The sequence below is a fragment of the Erwinia sp. TECH1 genome (assembly GCF_054057575.1).
In genome coordinates, this window is sequence record NZ_JBSRZK010000001.1 from 4,002,976 (window position 1) to 4,017,430 (window position 14,455).

Sequence of the window (14,455 nt, forward strand, 5' to 3'; positions counted from 1 at the left end):
CAGATTAATGACGCTTAATCAGGTTTTTTATAAAAAGGATTTTTATGGAAAACGCCTCGCCACAAGGAAAAAGATGGAAGCAAGCGCAGCTGGTGTTGCTCCTTCCTTTTATTTCTTCAGCCTATGCGATCGAACCTTCCCCTTCTGCACCGCAGGAAGTTGCCAAAAATGTTGAGTTCGATCCTACATTTCTTAACGTCAGCGACGGCAGCGCTATCGATCTCGGCCGCTTCGCTAACGGTGCGGCGGCGTTGCCCGGCATCTATCGAACGGCGGTTTACGTTAATAATGACCTGCTGGGAAATTACGATATTGAATTCAGCGCCGATAAGAACAAAAACGTTCTGCCCTGCTTAAAAGAAGAGCTGATAAAAAGAATCGCCTTCGATGCAGGCCGGATACCCGCAAATTTTTTTGAGCAGGATGAGCGCGGCCGGGGCTGTTACGATCTGACGAAAAAAATTCCCGAGATCGCCGTCAATTACGACAGTAACGAACAGCGGCTTGATATTATCGTTCCGCAAATTTATATGGCGCGAAACGCGCGAGGATCGATAAGCAAGGACCGCTGGGACAGCGGCATTCCGGCAGCGCTGCTGGCTTATAATGCCAATGCCTACACCAGCGAAAGCGGGGGAACCCGCTATCAATCCGTCTATGCCAGCATCCGGGCGGGATTAAATATCGCCAGCTGGTATCTGCGCCATAACGGCAGCTGGAACTGGGTTGAGCACGGCCAGAAAAAATATAGCGCCCTTAATACCTATGTGCAGCGGGATATTCCCGCCCTGGAAAGCCGTCTGCTGGCTGGCCAGGCGAATACCTCAGGCTTGCTGTTTGAAACGCTGCCTTTTTCCGGCGTACAGCTGGCAAGTGATGAAAGAATGCTGCCGAACTCGCTGCGCGGCTATGCGCCAGAGATCCACGGCGTGGCGCGCACTAACGCCAGGGTGACCGTACGTCAGGGCAGCCAGGTTATTTACGAAACCACCGTGCCGCCGGGCGAGTTTTTAATTAACGATCTCTATCCCACCGGCTACGGTGGTAATTTAGCGGTCACCGTACGCGAGTCTGACGGCAGCGAACAATATTTTGAAGTGCCCTACTCCTCTGTTGCCCAGCTGCTCAGGCCGGGCAACAGCCGCTACTCCGTTACCGCCGGCAGGCTGCGCAGCAGCTCGCTGTCGGAAAAGCCCGCCCTTTATCAGGCTACGCTGCAATATGGCCTGACCAACATGCTTACCGCCTATGGCGGTTTCCAGGCGAGCCAGAACTACTATGCGCTGCAATCGGGCCTGGCGCTTGGTACCGAAATCGGCGCTTTTGCGCTGGATGCCACTCAGGCCCGCACCCATCTGGGCGGGACTGCCGAAGATACGACGACATCCATGAGCGGGCAGAGCTTTCAGCTCAGCTACAGCAAAACCGTCAGCGCTACCAGCAGCAAAGTGTCGCTGGCGGCCTACCGTTTTTCCACCAGCGGCTATATGGGATTTATGACGGCGATGCAGACGCGGGAAGCGGTTGCCGACGGGCTGTCAACCAGCGCAATCTGGCGCGCCAAAAACCGTTTTATCGCTACGGTCAGTCAAGGGCTGCCGGAACGCTGGGGAACCCTTTACGCCAGCAGCTCGCTACAGGATTACTGGAACCGCGACGGCAACAGCAAGCAGTACCAGCTGGGCTACAACAATCGCTATAAAAATCTCTCATGGGGTCTTAGCGTTAACCGCACCTGGACGCTGTACGGCGAGGCCGAGAACAACTATCTGCTGAACTTCAGTCTGCCGCTGGGCAACAGCAGCAGCTACACGCCCCAGCTGCGTGTTGATTTAGCGCATAACAGCAACGGGCGAACCTCAGAACAGGCAGCCATATCCGGCACGGGCGGTAAGCTTGGCCAGTTTTCTTACGGCGTCAGCGCCGCCAACGCCAATCAGGGCACGGGCAGCAGCGGCACGGTTAATGGTACATGGCGCAGCGCCGTTTCTTCTTTGAGCGCTTCGTACGGCAAAGGCAGCAACTATTACAGCGCGTCTGCCGGGATGAGCGGCACCGTTATTGGCCATTCCGGCGGCGTGACGCTAACGCCTTACACCTCCGATACCTTCGCGCTGGTCGAGGCCAAAGGCGCCCAGGGCGCCAGCGTTTCGTCCTATCCTGGCGTTTACGTTGACTGGAACGGCTACGCTGCCGTGCCCTATCTGGATCCCTATCAGCTGAACGAAGTCACGCTGGATCCTGGCGGGGCCGCCAGCGATGTGGAGCTGGATACCACCTCGCTGAAAGTAGCGCCGTTATCAGGCGCCGTAGTGAAGCTGAAATACGGCACGCGCAGCGGCACAGCGGTGCTGATTGCGGCCACCTTCCAGGGTGAGCCTGTGGCCTTCGGTGCCGAAGTGCTGGACAGCAAAGGCAACCATGTTGGTACCGTCGGCCAGGGCGGCGAAGTCTATGCACGCGTCCAGGCGCAGCGGGACAAGCTGCGTGTTAAATGGGGAGACGCGCCGGATATGCAATGCAGCCTGAGCTATATCCTGATGCCGCAGGCGGAAACCGACCGCCAGCGTGAAATACCGCGTTTTGAAAGCGTTTGCGAAGCCATTGAAAAAACCGCGCAGCCAGAGGGAACCATGGCAGAGGCGCCGCCGACATCCCGTCAAAGTCACAGTTAATACGGATTGAAGACATGAAGAGTCGTTTAATACAAAAATATTGCCGGTCCGCCCCGTTACTCGCTCTGCTGGCTATGGCCACAGTCTGGAGCCAGCAGGCTTTTGCCTTGAGCTGTAGCCTGCAAAAAGGCTATGGCGTCATGAATTTTACGCTGCCCTTACAAAGCAGCAATCTGACCATCGGGCCAGGGGTCAGTAACGGCACCGTTATTTATCGCCAGTATTTTAAGCCCTCCCGGCCTACGAATATTTATTGCGATAATACACAGAGCTATCAACCCACTATTAACTGGTATTACAGCGATCTGCCTAACAAGGCGTCTGACTGGTCAGACAGCTCGTTTCGCGCCGGCAAAGTGTATGAAACCGGCGTAGCGGGTATAGGCATAGCTATTTATACCTATAATCTGACCTACTATTCCGTTCCTTTCAGCTATCAGGCATGGCAGGAAGAAACTCAATACGACAGTAACGTTTGGCATGCGCAAGGCGGCTTTGAATTTGACGTGGTGCTGATTAAAACCGGCACGATCACGCCCGGCACGCTTAACGGATCGCAGCTACCTACGGTGAAATATGATTTTGAGGCGCCGGGTATTTCGGCGATAAATTTAGGGAGCCTGAACTTTTCCGGGGCGATAAATATCGTTTCGCAAACCTGTCAAACGCCGGACGTCACCGTCGAGATGGGAAAATATGACATCGCTGAATATTTTACGGGAACAGGAAAAACCACCGAATGGAAAGATGCCACCATTAACTTAGTTAACTGCCCTCGCTTTTACGGGACGCTGAACGACGGCAGAAATACCTGGACTTCCGACAACGGCACCAGCGGCATGGGTGCTATCACCAACAACATTTTAAATCTGACGCTGTCACCTAATACCGCCATTATCGACAGCGCTAACGGTATTCTTGGCATAAAAACGGGCAGCAGCAGCGCCACGGGCGTCGGCATTCAGATGGCTTATGGCAATAAATCTGATGCTTCTCCCTTGCTGGTAGATTTTGCCAGCAGCAAGGATTACAGCATGCAAAACAGTGCGGCGACCACGCAGTCTATGCCGCTTGTCGCTCGTTACATTCAGACCGAATCGACCGTAAGTGCAGGAAGAGCAGATGCGACCGTTACATTTACCATTAACTACTACTGAAAAAAGCGAGGTTTTTTTTCAGCCGTAACAGGGACAGGATAAAGAGGGATTTATGTGCATATATGTTATTTCCGACGATATGTACTTTGTGGCCGGGCTAAAATACTTTCTGGCGGCAAATGGCATAGCGATGCAAGGATTTAGCTATGAAGGCTGGCTAACTCAATTCCGCCCCGGTAAGTTAACAAAAGAAGATACCGTAATCATTGATATCAACTTTACTAATTGCCATACCAAACTGGGCATGGCGAAAAATATTGATTATTTCGGTATCAATATTGTTTTTATTGTCGACCTTCCCTTACAGGATGAGCATAAAGGCTTTCATCCTTACTGGCTTATCTCCAAGAAAAGCACCTTTAAAAAATACATTCCTTTATTAAAAGCTATCCCGAACTATGAAGCTTCACACTACAATCAGCTCTCCCGAAAGGAAACGCTGATCCTGAAAGAGCTGGCTTCCGGCCACTCGGCTATCTTTATTTCCCGAAAACTTAATATTTCGGTTAAAACGATTAGCTCGCATAAGCAGAATGCGGTACGCAAACTGGGGATGATGAAAATCAACGATATGGCGCTGGTCTGCTATAAAGAAATTCTTAATCTTTATTCCGGCTTCAACAAGAGCTATCTGGGGTTGCGGGATCCGCCATCGTGGCGCGCAGCATCGTCGCTTTCCCGGCTACAGTAAAAAGCGGCAGAAGGTCGCCAGACCTTCTGCCAGGGTTTTACTCGCTAACGCGATAGCGCTCCAGCCAGTGTGCATAAGGCGCTGGCAGCACCCATGAAGGCTGCTCTTTTTTCAGCGCCCGCGCGGCCTGATAGGACCAGTTAGGGTTGGCCAGGTGTGCTTTACCAACCATGACCAGATCCAGCTGACCTTTTTCAACGGCCTCGTTGGCAATTAACGGCGCATCAATACCCCACGCGGAAGCCACCGGAATATCCGCTTCACGGCGCACGCGCTCGGCAACTGGCGCCAGGAAAGCGGGGCCCCACGGAATATTAGCGTCCGGCGTGGAGAAGCCGATGCTGACGCTGAGCAGATCCAGGCCGCCTTCGCGGAATTTTTTCGTCAGCGTAATCGCCTCTGTCAGCGTCTCTTCGTCACGACCGTCGTATTCAATCACGCCGAAACGCGCCGTCAGCGGCAGGTTATCCGGCCACTGTGTACGTACGGCAGCCAGCGTTTCCAGCAGGAAGCGGCTGCGCCCTTCGAAATCGCCGCCATATTGATCCTGACGCTGGTTAGCGTGCACGGAGAAGAAGCTCTGTGCCAGATAGCCATGTGCGAAATGCAGCTCCAGCCACTCGAAGCCGGCATCACGCGCGCGCTGTGCCGCCACGGCAAAATCATCGCGAACGCGGGCAATCTCTTCCAGCGTCATTTCGTGCGGCACCTGCGGCAGGTTAGCACCGAAAGCGGTAGCGGACGGCGACAGCGTTTCCCAGCCGCGCGGGTCGGTTTTCGCGATATGATCGTCGCCTTCCCACGGACGGTTAGCGCTGGCTTTGCGGCCCGCATGGGCAATCTGAATACCCGGCACCGCGCCTGCCGCCTTGATATCACGGGCGATGATCGCCAGTTTCTCAGCCTGCTCGTCGTTCCAGATACCGAGGCAGCCGGGCGTGATACGCCCTTCCGGCGCAACCGCCGTCGCCTCGACAATCACCAGACCTGCGCCGCCACGGGCCAGGCTGGCATAATGAACGCGGTGCCACTCGTTGCTCAGCCCATCTTCAGCGCTGTACTGACACATTGGCGGTACGGCGATACGGTTGCGTAACGTCACGTCTTTTAAGGTAAAAGGGGAAAATAACCCTGACATAAAAACCTCTTAATGGATGGCGGTAAAACAGGTTGCCTGATGACAACGTCATGTCGGTCGATTATTACGCCAATGCTGGCAACTTCACTAAGCGGTTAATGCTGATGCTGTACGCAGGGTGGGTATCAGCGTCAGCCGTGGTCACAGGCCGATCTTTTCCGCTTAACGCAGGCGGCTTTCCGCAGGCCAGGCAAAATCAGCAATAAATTTGGGTAACGGACTCAGACTGCTCCAAAGAGGCCTGTTCGTAAAAAATATAAAACGCCCACGTCGAATTAGCCGCGTATGGCTGATAGCCAAAAATAATAAACAGAGCGGAAAAATAATTTGAATTTTATAGTCACGGCGCGTTATCAGCAGAAACAGCATTCTCGTTTAATGGTCATAAATTTTCGCCAGAAGGCGGAAAAAATAAATATTATTTATGAGCAGCGGCAGCGGTAATAATCATCACTCTTTTAAAAAAGGCAGCCATTCTGTTACAACTTCAACAAATGTCACACTTTACCTGGCCGGGACGCATCTTTCAGGTCGTGATTTGTTGCGTAATCTCTATCATGTAGCGGGTAAATAAAAGACTACCTGATTGGCAGTGAATGAAATTCAGAGATTTTGCAGAAGAAGAAAAGCTGTTTGTTCGCAGGGCACTGGTGGCCTTTGGCGTTGTGCTGGCGGGTTTTGTCACGCTTGGCATCAATCTCTGGCATCTGCAGATTGAGCAAAATCAGTACTATCAAACGCGCTCCAATCAAAACGATATCAAGATGATCCCCATCGCGCCCACGCGTGGGATTATTTTCGACCGTAACGGTACGCCGCTGGTAAAAAATGTTACCTGGTATGACATCGAAGTTGTGCCTTATAAAGTGCATGATATGAAGGCGTTACTGGCTGAACTGACGCCAATAGTCGATCTTTCTGCCGACGATATCGAGACGTTTACCCATAATCTGCACAACGCCAGCCGCTACAAGCCGGTGGTGTTGAAAACCGAGCTATCGGCGGAAGAAGTGGCCCGTTTCTCTGTTAATCAATTCAAGTATACCGGCGTCGATATCAACAGTTATGAAGATCGCCAGTACCCCTACGGCCCGGATCTGGCACACGTGGTGGGGTACGTCTCTAAAATAAACGACAGCGATTATAAAAGGCTGGATAAAGAAGGGATTAGCGAGAACTACGCCGCCGACCATAATATTGGCAAACAGGGGATTGAAGGTTATTACGAATCGGTACTGCATGGCAAAACCGGCTATCAGGAAGTGGAAGTGGATAACCACGGCCGGGTGATCCGCGTGCTGAAAGAGGTGCCGCCCGTTGCCGGTAAAAATATTTATTTGACGCTGGATCTTCCTTTACAGCAGTACGTGGAGACGCAGCTGCCAGGCCAGCGGGCCGCCGTCCTGATTGAAAATCCCAAAACCGGCGAGGTGCTGGCGATGGTGTCCAGTCCCAGCTACGATCCCAACCCTTTTGTGAAGGGCATCAGCTATAAAGCCTACAAGTCGCTGTTGGCTAATAAAGATCTGCCGCTTATCAACCGCGTAACCCAAGGGCTTTATCCGCCAGCCTCCACCGTTAAGCCTTATATGGCGATGTCGGCACTGCTGAATCACGTCATTACGCCGCAAACCAGCTTCTACGGCGCGCCGACCTGGACGCTGCCGGGCACCGAGCGCAAATACCGCGACTGGAAAAAAACCGGACACGGGATGCTGGACGTAACCCGCGCGATAGAAGAGTCGGCGGACACCTTCTTTTATCAGGTGGCCTTTATGATGGGTATCGATCGCATTCATACCATGCTCAGCCAGTTCGGCTACGGTAAATCCACCGGCATCGATCTCAACGAGGAGTACAACGGCCTGCTGCCAGGCCGCGAATGGAAGCAAAAGGTGCATAAAAAGAGCTGGTATCAGGGCGATACCGTTTCCGTCGGCATCGGCCAGGGCTACTGGATTGCCACGCCAATCCAGATGGTGAAAGCGATGGCCACGCTTATTAATAACGGGCGCGTTATCCAGCCTCACCTGATGTATGAGGAAAAACAGGGTAAAAACGTCAGCCTTTGGCAGCCGACGCTGCCCGCTCAGCAGGTCGGCGATCCTGACTCGCCGTACTGGGGGATCGTACGCCGCGCCATGTTCGGCATGGCCAACGCGCCAAACGGCACCGGCTATAAATATTTCCATACCGCGCCTTACGGCATTGCGGCGAAAAGCGGCACCTCGCAGGTGTTCGGCCTGAAGCAGAATCAGATCTACAACGCCAAAACGATCCCGATCCGCCTGCGCGACCATATTTTCTATACCGCCTTTGCGCCTTTCGATAAGCCCAAAGTGGCGATAGCGCTGATCCTGGAAAACGGCGGCATCAACGGCGTCACGGCCGCGCCGCTGGTAAGAAATATTCTCGACCACATCTTCCTGCCGCCGGATGTTAAACCGATGGCCCCTACCGCCGATCCACAGAGCAACCTGACCGCGCAATAGCCCGGCCGCTAGCGCCGCAGCATAAGCTGCGGCGTGGGGCCGTGATGATAAACCTGTAGCTCGGCCCGATACCAGCGCGTCAGCGTCGGTTCGGTCATCACTTCCGCTGGCGTGCCGCTGGCGACTCGCCTGCCCTCGTGCAGCAGCAGCATGCTGTCGGACCACAGCGCCGCCAGGTTCAGATCGTGCAGCACGCAGCAAACCGCCAGCTGCCCTTTACGGCTGAGTCGATGCAGCAAACGCAGCGCATGCTGCTGATGGTAGAGATCCAGCGCCGAGGTCGGCTCGTCTAAAAATAACCAGCCGCGCGGGCCATCGTCGTGCCAGAGCTGCGCCAGCGCCCTCGCCAGCTGCACACGCTGCTGTTCGCCGCCGGAAAGCCGTCGATAGTCGCGCGTGGCCAGCTCGTCGCAGCCGGTCAGCTGCATCACTTCGTCCAGCATCGACGAACTGGCGCGGCCAGGCCAGGGCGCACGTCCCATCGCCACCACCTCGCGCACGCTGAGCGGAAACTCGACGTGGCTTTGCTGCCTCATCACCGCCCTGACGCGCGCCAGCCGATCGCGCGGCCAGCTATCCAGCGCCTGGCCGTTCAGCAGGCACTGACCTGAATCCGGCGAAAGATAGCCCGTCAGCAGCCGCAGCAGCGTGGATTTCCCCGCCCCGTTCGGGCCAATCAGAGCGACCATTTCGCCCGGCGTCAGCGTCAGCGAAACCCGATCGATCAGCAGCCGTGCCCCTGAGCGGCAGGAAAGATCGATCGCCTGTAAAGCATCAGTCATATTCACCCTCCCGCCGACGCAAAATCAGCCATAAGAACCACGGCGCGCCCAGCAGGCTGGTCAGCAGGCCAACCGGCATTTCGGCAGGCGCCACCAGCGTGCGCGCCAGCGTATCGGCTATCAGCAGCAGTATGGCGCCGAGCAGCGCCGAAGCGGGCAGCAGCCAGCGATGATCGCCGCCGGTGCCCAGCCGGATCAGGTGCGGCACCACCAGGCCGATAAAACCGATCACGCCGCTGACCGCCACCGCTGCGGCCACCATCAGCGCGCTGAGCACCAGTACGATGCGCTGCGTGCGTTGCACATCGACGCCCAGATAGTGCGCCTCTTCATCACCCAGCTGCAGCAGATTGAGCCGCTTTGCCTGCCACTGCGTCGCCAGCAGCGCCGACAGGATCAACGCGGCGCTGGCCAGCACCGTTGACCACTGCGCCTGTCCCAGCGATCCCATACCCCACAGCGAAAGCTGACGCAGCTGCTGATCGTTGCCGATCCAGGAGAGCAAGCCGACCGCTGCGCCGCAGAGCGCGTTGATAGCGATGCCCGCCAGCAGCAGGCGAGAGAGCGTGGTGCGGCCGTGACGGCTGAGCAAAAAAATCATCAGGGTCACGGCCAGGCTGCCGACAAAGGCGGCCAGCATCGGCCACCATAAAGCCAGCACGGCAGGCAGCGTCAGCGGCATCACTACGGCCAGCGCCAGCGCCAGCGACGCGCCGCTGCTGATCCCCAACAGGCCGGGATCGGCCAGCGGATTGCGAAACAACCCCTGTAGGGTCGCGCCGGAAACCGCCAGGGCGCTGCCGACCAGCACCGCCAGCAGCACGCGCGGCAGGCGGATAGTCCACCAGATCTGCCAGACCAGGCTGTCGGCGGACGCCTGCCAGACCATCGGCAGCGACAGCCGCATCGCGCCCATGCTGGCGGCAAAAAGCGCCGTCGCCACCGTCAGCGCAAGCATGATCCCCAGCCCGCGCGACGTCATTTTCCTCATGGCAGCGTCGCTTCCGCCGCTTTACGCAGTTTGCCGATAGCGCCCGGCGTTTGCAGACCAAAGCCCAGCAGCGCCATATCGTCCACCACCAGCAGGTTGCGCTGCTTGCCCGCAGGCGTCAGCGCCAGTCCCGGCAGCTGCCAGATACGCTCTTCATCGCCCATCGCCTTCAGGCCGTCTTTGCCAATCACCACCAGCTGCGGCGCGCTGGCCACGATACCTTCCTGGGTCAACGGCTGGTAGCGCGGCACCTGCCCCATGGCGTTAATCAGCCCCGCGCTGCGAATGGCGCTGTCCGCCGCCGTCTCCGTTCCCGCCGCCATCGCCTTCATGCCGCTATGATTAAGGATAAACAGCACTTTGACCGGCAGCGGTTTTTTCGCCATTGCGGCCAGCTGGCTGTCCAGCCTGGCGTCCAGCGCTTTGCCTTCCTCTTCTTTATGCAGCGCGCCTGCAACGGTAGCGATTTTTTTATGGATCGCCTGGAGCGTCGGCTCGCCCGTTACCGTGACCACCCTGACCCCGGCCTGCTCAACCTGCTGTAAGGCCAGCGAGGGTTTAGCCAGCTCGCTGGCGATAACCAGCGTGGGCCGCATCGCCAGGATGCCTTCCGCATTCAGCTGACGCATATAGCCCACGTCCGGCAGTTTGGTCGCCAGCGCGGGCCGCAGGCTGGTGGAGTCCCGTGCTACCAAAGTTTGCTGGGCGTCCAGCGCGTAGACAATCTCAGTGACGTCGCCGCCGATCGTTACCACTCGCTCTTCCGCCATCAGCGCAAAAGGCAGCGCCAGCAGCGCTATCAGCCACAGCCTCATACCGTCGCTCCTTGCTTCGTCAGCCCGGCGATCTGCTCGCGCCAGCGCGCCTGTTCCGGCTGGCCCTCGGTGCGCTGACCAAACAGCTGGGCGATCTGCGTGCCGTCGGCGGCAAACAGCTCCAGACTGGTGACAAAGCCGTCAGCCGTGGGCTTACGGGTGATCCAGCTTTCCGCTATGCAATCCGCCATCAGATGCAGCGTAAAGGTGGGATTGAAAATGTTCAGCCAGTTTTCCCTCCACACCGGCTTCTCCACCACGCCGGTAAAGATCTGCACGCAGCCGCGATTGCCGACGAAAATCATGATCTCGTTGCCGTCCTGGCTGGCCTGCCGTAGCAGCTCGCCGGGCGCGCTGTTGTCCACCCGCTGCGCCAGATCGTCGGGAACGGCGTGGAAAGCCTGCTGGCGCGAAACGCCGTGGCGGTTCAGCAGGCCGAAAAACTGGTGCACGTTAGTCATCGCCCGCCATTCCTGTTCAATAGCCGCGCTGTCAGGCTGCGGACTAATGCTGGTGGGCATCACCGGGATCACCTCCAGCTCCGGCGTTTCCGTCAGGCGATAGTCGGCGATCAACGACTGCCAGGCCACCATATCGGTGTTGGGCGTGGCGTAAATTTTCAGTACCGCGTCGCCGTGCGCGTCAAAAATCTGAATGCTGTGACGTTGGCCGCGCGCCGTCTCCTCACGCAACGCATAGGCGCTTTTCCAGCGCTGCGGAAAGATCCGCTGGTCCAGCGCGCGTGGGTTCAGAACCAGCCCGGCGTGGCCGCCCAGATGCAAATTCTCGTAGCGGCCAATTTGTTCATGCACGGCAAAGGCGTTGCGGGTAATCGATTTGGTTTCGCCCACCGCTTCCAGCGCGGCCAGCAGCGCACTGAAATCCGGTCGCAGCGCCGCCGCGTCGAAAGCGGTGCGGGCATGGGTCAGCTCGGCTTCGCTGACGTCCAGCAGCGCGGCCAGGTCGCGGGCGTATTTTTTCGGGTGGTCGGCTTTAAGCTGCCTGTAACGTTGTAAAAGGTTCATCGCTTGTTCTCCATTAAGCCCCGCGCGCGGGGCAAAGTTGCCTTAACTGTGAAACCGGCATTACCGCTACGCCATTAAGCCTCGAGCGCGGGGCAAAGTTAAGGCGGTCAGAAATCCACATTGACGCCCAGCTGGAAGGTGCGGCCCGGCATCACCGCCAGCGCTTTATCAAAGGCATCCTGTCGCGTGCTTTCCGTCAGGTTGCGGCTGCTCAGGTAATCCCAATATTTACGATCGGTCAGGTTATAGATACCGCCGCTGACGCGCACGTTTTTCGCCACCTGCCACCAGGCGGTCATATCCACCATGCCGTAACCCGGCACGCGGCTGTATTCCTCGTCCGACCCGGCCAGCGCCGCGCCGCTGTTGCTGTAGCTTTCGCGATTGGTTTCGGTCGCCCGCTTGCCCTTAACAAAGGTCGCCGTTACCGCAGCGCCGTAGACTTTTGCCGGATCGTCCCAGGCTACGCCCACTATCGCTTTGACCGGCGCCACGCTGTCTAAATCGACATAGCTGTCGCCAGCGTAGCTGGATTTTGATTTGCCTTCGCTGTAGCCCAGCGCAAAGGTGGCGCTCAGGCCGTTAACCTCGCTAAACCAGCTGCCGACATCAAGCCTGGTGCTAAGCTGGCCGCCCCAGATAAAAGCTTTATCACGGTTTTCTGCCTGATAGATAGTGTAAATATTCGACGGCACCCGGCTGAACTTCGCCGGACTGCCGGCGCGCGTGTAGCGGGTATAGGCAATAAAGTTGTCGTAGGTGTTGTAGAACATGGCGGCATTCAGCGATACGCCTTTCGCCGCCTCGCCTTTCAGCCCCCACTCCAGGTTATTGCTGGTTTCCGTTTTTAACGCGCTGTTGCCGATCAGCGCGTACTGCGCGGATCCCGCATAGCTGGAGCCGAGGTTCCAGGAGCCGTACAGCTGGCTGGCGTTGGGGAACTGCGCGCCGCGCTTGTAGAGCACATACGTCATCAGATCCGGCGTCAGATCGTAGTTCAGGCTCAGCGATGGCAGCACCTGCGTATCGCTATTTTTCTGCCCGTAAAGCTTTTGCAGATCCGCTTCGGTAATAGCCGTGCTGCCGGTGGTCAGGCTGCTCAGGTTTTGCGGCCTGATGCTTTGGTAAGCGATACGCACGCCCGGCACCACGCTGAAGTCGTGACCGTTCAGATCGAAGTGGATTTTATCCTGAAGGTAACCGCCTGCCAGATAGCCGCGGCTGTCGGCCTGCGGCTGCATGATGACGCTGTACTGGCTGGGCGCAGGCGTCTGGCGGAACGGCCGCTGCGTGTCGGTGACGGTCGCGTTCAGGCCGCCGCTCAGCTCGTGGCGTCCCAGGGTTTTTATCAGCCGGGTTTCCACGCCCCGGATATCCACATTATAATCGGAATAAACCCGCTCCATCGCCGTCGCGCTGGCAGGCATCAGGGTATTGTCGTGCGCCTGCGTCTGCTGGTAATAAAGCCGGGAGGTCAGGCTGTCGAGCAAATCGCTGGTCGGCGTCCACTCATCCTTCAGGCTGATGCCCCAGCGGCGGGTATTGCTTTGCTGCTGCGCGGTTCCCCAGATGGTGTTGCCGCTGCTGTCCCACGAGTCGTAATGGGTGTGGTTGGTTTTGTCATAATAATCGACGGTGCCGGTCAGCTTGTGCTCGTCGTTGGGCTGCCAGATGCCGGAAGCCAGCAGCGCGTTTGAATGCCAGTTGGCCGGATAAGCCGCCAGCGTATCGCTGTTATTGCGCGTTTGCTGGCCGTCGCGACGGCTGTAAACGAATATGCCGCGCAGCGTGGCATCGCCTGCCGCAGCGGTTATGCCGTTGTGCCAGCTGCGGTTGGCGGAGTCGTAGTCGGACTGATAGCCGAAATAAGTCGATTTATAGGGCGACAGGTAGTCATCTGCCGATTTCGGCAGGAAGGAGACCGCGCCGCCAATGGCGTTGTTGGCTTTTTCCGTAGAGGTCGCGCCGGATTCGATCTCTACCAGGCCGTAGAGATAAGGATCGATATAATCGCGGCCAATGCCGAAGGTGTTCAGACCTGCGCGGCTGGCGTAGCTGCGCCCGGCCGCTTCCGGCTGCGGAATGCCGTCCACCTCCAGCCCCACGCGGTTGCTTTCCAGGCCACGAATGTTGTAGCCGGTATAGCCGCCGCGATCGAAACCGCTTTTGCCCGCGCCCGATCCGCCGCTGGCACCGGTCGCGCCGATCAACGGTTCATAACGCATTACCGAGCCGAAGTCGTTAGCCCCTTTTTTTTGCATTTCCGCTGCGGTGAGGGTGGTCTGGCTGCCCGCCTCTTTTACCTGTCGGGGCGCGGTGACCACCATCTGTGGTTCGCTGTGCGTGTCGGCAACGGTCAGCTGCTCATTTGCGGCACGCGCGTCCGCCGCCTGCGCACCTGATGATAAACCGGCCGCCGCCAGTGCCGTAAACAGCACGGATCGATGGAAAATTCCCTGAGAACACTGATTCTTGTACATGCTGGTAAGCCTTTTTCTTTATTAGTATCGACTCACATCACTGCCAAAAGCGGTACTGACGCCCGCCGCGCCTGGTTATAGTCGATCCCTGACCTCAATAAATGCGAATGATAATCATATTGATTTATGTTATCAACAATCTCCATAAAGAATTCACAATCCGGGAAAAGGCAAGCAGTCGCGGGCTTGACAGCGCCTCTCACCGACCA

The 14,455-nt window shown here is 57.1% G+C and carries 10 protein-coding genes; 4 read left to right on the forward strand and 6 right to left on the reverse strand.

What is annotated here, in order from left to right; genetic code table 11:
- The first annotated feature begins 44 nt into the window (after positions 1-44).
- The 3 genes from ACVWZ0_RS18740 (at position 45) to ACVWZ0_RS18750 (ending at position 4,523) form a co-directional block, all read left to right on the forward strand.
- Complete coding sequence (locus ACVWZ0_RS18740; protein ID WP_253458415.1) at positions 45-2,675, forward strand: fimbria/pilus outer membrane usher protein; 2,631 nt, start codon at positions 45-47, stop codon at positions 2,673-2,675.
- A 74-nt stretch (positions 2,676-2,749) separates the two neighbouring features.
- Complete coding sequence (locus tag ACVWZ0_RS18745) at positions 2,750-3,832, forward strand: fimbrial protein (protein WP_253458412.1); 1,083 nt, start codon at positions 2,750-2,752, stop codon at positions 3,830-3,832.
- A 52-nt stretch (positions 3,833-3,884) separates the two neighbouring features.
- Entirely contained in the window at positions 3,885-4,523 is a 639-nt protein-coding gene (locus tag ACVWZ0_RS18750) for a helix-turn-helix domain-containing protein (protein ID WP_253458409.1), read from the forward strand.
- Positions 4,524-4,560: 37 nt separating this feature from the next.
- Here ACVWZ0_RS18750 and ACVWZ0_RS18755 read toward each other — a convergent pair whose 3' ends face one another.
- Positions 4,561-5,661, reverse strand: a complete 1,101-nt coding sequence (locus tag ACVWZ0_RS18755; protein WP_253458406.1) for an NADH:flavin oxidoreductase/NADH oxidase — start codon at positions 5,659-5,661, stop codon at positions 4,561-4,563.
- A 596-nt stretch (positions 5,662-6,257) separates the two neighbouring features.
- Here ACVWZ0_RS18755 and mrdA point away from each other — a divergent pair.
- Entirely contained in the window at positions 6,258-8,153 is a 1,896-nt protein-coding gene (mrdA, locus tag ACVWZ0_RS18760) for a penicillin-binding protein 2 (protein ID WP_253458402.1), read from the forward strand.
- An 8-nt stretch (positions 8,154-8,161) separates the two neighbouring features.
- Here mrdA and ACVWZ0_RS18765 read toward each other — a convergent pair whose 3' ends face one another.
- The 5 genes from ACVWZ0_RS18765 to ACVWZ0_RS18785 all read right to left on the reverse strand — a co-directional run bounded on the left by ACVWZ0_RS18765 (position 8,162) and on the right by ACVWZ0_RS18785 (position 14,246).
- Entirely contained in the window at positions 8,162-8,935 is a 774-nt protein-coding gene (locus tag ACVWZ0_RS18765; protein WP_253458400.1) for a heme ABC transporter ATP-binding protein, read from the reverse strand.
- Positions 8,928-9,926: a FecCD family ABC transporter permease gene (locus ACVWZ0_RS18770; protein ID WP_253458398.1), complete on the reverse strand. Its 999-nt coding sequence runs from the start codon at positions 9,924-9,926 to the stop codon at positions 8,928-8,930. Before ACVWZ0_RS18770 ends, ACVWZ0_RS18765 begins: the two co-directional genes overlap by 8 nt.
- Complete coding sequence (locus ACVWZ0_RS18775; protein WP_253458396.1) at positions 9,923-10,741, reverse strand: heme/hemin ABC transporter substrate-binding protein; 819 nt, start codon at positions 10,739-10,741, stop codon at positions 9,923-9,925. Before ACVWZ0_RS18775 ends, ACVWZ0_RS18770 begins: the two co-directional genes overlap by 4 nt.
- Positions 10,738-11,766 carry a hemin-degrading factor gene (locus tag ACVWZ0_RS18780; RefSeq protein ID WP_253458394.1) on the reverse strand — a complete coding sequence of 343 codons (1,029 nt, stop codon included), beginning with the start codon at positions 11,764-11,766 and terminating at the stop codon, positions 10,738-10,740. Before ACVWZ0_RS18780 ends, ACVWZ0_RS18775 begins: the two co-directional genes overlap by 4 nt.
- Before the next feature lie 107 nt (positions 11,767-11,873).
- The gene (locus ACVWZ0_RS18785; protein WP_253458392.1) at positions 11,874-14,246 is read right to left on the reverse strand and encodes a TonB-dependent receptor domain-containing protein; all 2,373 of its coding nucleotides are present in this window, start codon (positions 14,244-14,246) and stop codon (positions 11,874-11,876) included.
- Between the last annotated feature and the right edge of the window lie 209 nt (positions 14,247-14,455).

Excerpts from the sequence above, each read along its gene's own strand:
- ACVWZ0_RS18740 (WP_253458415.1), top strand. The coding sequence starts at position 45 with ATGGAAAACGCCTCGCCACAAGGAAAAAGATGGAAGCAAGCGCAGCTG.
- ACVWZ0_RS18745 (WP_253458412.1), top strand. The coding sequence starts at position 2,750 with ATGGCCACAGTCTGGAGCCAGCAGGCTTTTGCCTTGAGCTGTAGCCTG.
- ACVWZ0_RS18750 (WP_253458409.1), top strand. The coding sequence starts at position 3,885 with ATGTGCATATATGTTATTTCCGACGATATGTACTTTGTGGCCGGGCTA.
- ACVWZ0_RS18755 (WP_253458406.1), bottom strand. The coding sequence starts at position 5,661 with ATGTCAGGGTTATTTTCCCCTTTTACCTTAAAAGACGTGACGTTACGC.
- mrdA (WP_253458402.1), top strand. The coding sequence starts at position 6,258 with ATGAAATTCAGAGATTTTGCAGAAGAAGAAAAGCTGTTTGTTCGCAGG.
- ACVWZ0_RS18765 (WP_253458400.1), bottom strand. The coding sequence starts at position 8,935 with ATGACTGATGCTTTACAGGCGATCGATCTTTCCTGCCGCTCAGGGGCA.
- ACVWZ0_RS18770 (WP_253458398.1), bottom strand. The coding sequence starts at position 9,926 with ATGAGGAAAATGACGTCGCGCGGGCTGGGGATCATGCTTGCGCTGACG.
- ACVWZ0_RS18775 (WP_253458396.1), bottom strand. The coding sequence starts at position 10,741 with ATGAGGCTGTGGCTGATAGCGCTGCTGGCGCTGCCTTTTGCGCTGATG.
- ACVWZ0_RS18780 (WP_253458394.1), bottom strand. The coding sequence starts at position 11,766 with ATGAACCTTTTACAACGTTACAGGCAGCTTAAAGCCGACCACCCGAAA.
- ACVWZ0_RS18785 (WP_253458392.1), bottom strand. The coding sequence starts at position 14,246 with ATGTACAAGAATCAGTGTTCTCAGGGAATTTTCCATCGATCCGTGCTG.